The following is a 790-nucleotide window of genomic DNA, read 5'->3' on the forward strand; positions in this document are numbered from 1 at the left end:
CCTTCATCGGCTCCTAGTGCCAAGGCATCCACCGTGCGCCCTTTCTAACTTAACCGTTAAAAAGATATAAATTTCAGTAATGAGCGATCATTACATCCATTTTAATGTTTACTCGGTTTATTTGTCTAGCTTCGGCTTCTAGCGACTAGCAAACTTCACCCGCCTCCACTACGATAAGTCAACATCGACTCGTTACCTCATCGTGTTTCCTTTATCTCATTGCGGCGTGTTCCAGTTTGTACGTCGCTGAGCATAAGGAACGCTTCGTCAGCATTACCTCGCAAAGTAAAATCTGTGATTTTACTTGAGTCGCCTCAGCTTTTCTTTTCGCCTTACATTGTTATCTAGTTTTCAAAGAACGAATAATAATTGAGAGTATTGAACCCTCAAAACTGACAAGACAAAGACGTTTGTCACACTTGAACGTGTGTTCCATAAATATCCTTAGAAAGGAGGTGATCCAGCCGCACCTTCCGATACGGCTACCTTGTTACGACTTCACCCCAATCATCTGTCCCACCTTCGGCGGCTGGCTCCTTACGGTTACCTCACCGACTTCGGGTGTTACAAACTCTCGTGGTGTGACGGGCGGTGTGTACAAGGCCCGGGAACGTATTCACCGCGGCATGCTGATCCGCGATTACTAGCGATTCCGGCTTCATGCAGGCGAGTTGCAGCCTGCAATCCGAACTGAGAATGGTTTTCTGGGATTAGCTCTGCCTCGCGGCTTCGCAACCCTTTGTACCATCCATTGTAGCACGTGTGTAGCCCAGGTCATAAGGGGCATGAT

At 47.6% G+C, this 790-nt stretch carries 1 rRNA gene; it reads right to left on the reverse strand.

From position 1 onward, the window contains the following. Window positions 1–448: 448 nt before the first annotated feature. Window positions 449–790 (reverse strand): 16S ribosomal RNA (locus LIZ98_RS17570); the annotation flags it as partial.

Source organism: Caldibacillus sp. 210928-DFI.2.18 (genome assembly GCF_020554505.1).
In the GTDB taxonomy this organism is placed as follows: Bacteria; Bacillota; Bacilli; order Bacillales; family Caldibacillaceae; genus Caldifermentibacillus; species Caldifermentibacillus hisashii.